The organism is Actinospica acidithermotolerans (assembly GCF_018139625.1).
In the GTDB taxonomy this organism is placed as follows: Bacteria; Actinomycetota; Actinomycetes; order Streptomycetales; family Catenulisporaceae; genus Actinospica; species Actinospica acidithermotolerans.
Genome location: NZ_JAGSOH010000297.1, coordinates 1 through 949, shown reverse-complemented (window position 1 = coordinate 949; position 949 = coordinate 1). Strand labels below are relative to the sequence as shown.

Here is a 949-nt window from a genome sequence, read left to right as displayed (position 1 = left end):
CTGCGACCCGTGATCGGAGTGCGCCACCGTCTGCCCGGCTTCCGGGTTGCGGCGCCAGCGGGCCATGTCGAGAGCGTCGCAGACCAGTTCCGCGCTTAGGTGGTCGGCGATTGACCAGCCCACGACGCGGCGGCTGAACGCGTCGAGGACCACGGCGCAGTACACCCAGCCCTCGCCGGTGCGGTGCTGGGTGACATCCATGCACCACAGCCGGTTTGGCGCGTCGGCGCTGAACACGCGGCGCACCAGGTCGGGATGTGGGTCAGCGGCCGGGTCGCGCACCGTGCAGCCGCGCGTGCGGCGCCGGTAGATCCCGCACAGCCCGCCGGTGCGCATCAGTCGGGCCACCCGCTTGCGCCCGACCCGCATGCCGAGGCCGAGGCGCAGTTCGGCATGCACCCTCGGTGCGCCGTAGGTGCCGCGCGACGCTGCGTGGACCTCGACGATCACGGCGGTCAGTTCGGCATCGGCGCGTGCTCGCGCCGAGGGTGCACGGCCGCGCCACTCGTAGTACCCGGAGGTCGAGACCCCGAGCAGCCGGCAGCACACCGCCACCGGCAACCTCTGGTCAGCCAGTTCCTGGACCACCGGGTAGATCATTTTGGGAGGACGTTGTCCCGGGCGAAGTAGGCCGCGGCCTTACGCAGGATCTCGTTCTCCAGTTCCAGCTGCCGGTTCTTGCGCCGCAGCTCAGCGAGCTCACGCCGTTCGGTGCTGGTCAGCCCCTCCTTCACGCCTTCGTCCTTGTCCGCCTGGGCGACCCAGTTGCGCAGACAGGACGCTGAAATCCCCAGATCCCGCGCCAACTCGGACTGCGGCTTGCCCCCGGCACGGGCCAACTCGATCGCACGGCGCCGGAACTCCGGCGGATGAGCCTTCGGCATCACAAACTCCCTCCGGCGACCAGTGTCGCCTCACTCAAGGAGTCCGGGAAACCGGGTCAAGCTCA

Annotated in this window: 2 protein-coding genes; both read right to left on the bottom strand. The window is 69.8% G+C overall.

Annotation, left to right across the window (positions count from 1 at the left end; translation table 11 throughout):
* Positions 1-600: IS3 family transposase (locus KDK95_RS34780; protein WP_212522611.1), on the bottom strand; the 600-nt coding region annotated here is incomplete at its 3' end.
* Positions 597-884, bottom strand: a complete 288-nt coding sequence (locus tag KDK95_RS34775; protein ID WP_212522610.1) for a transposase — start codon at positions 882-884, stop codon at positions 597-599. The genes KDK95_RS34775 and KDK95_RS34780, both read right to left, overlap by 4 nt.
* Positions 885-949: the final 65 nt, after the last annotated feature.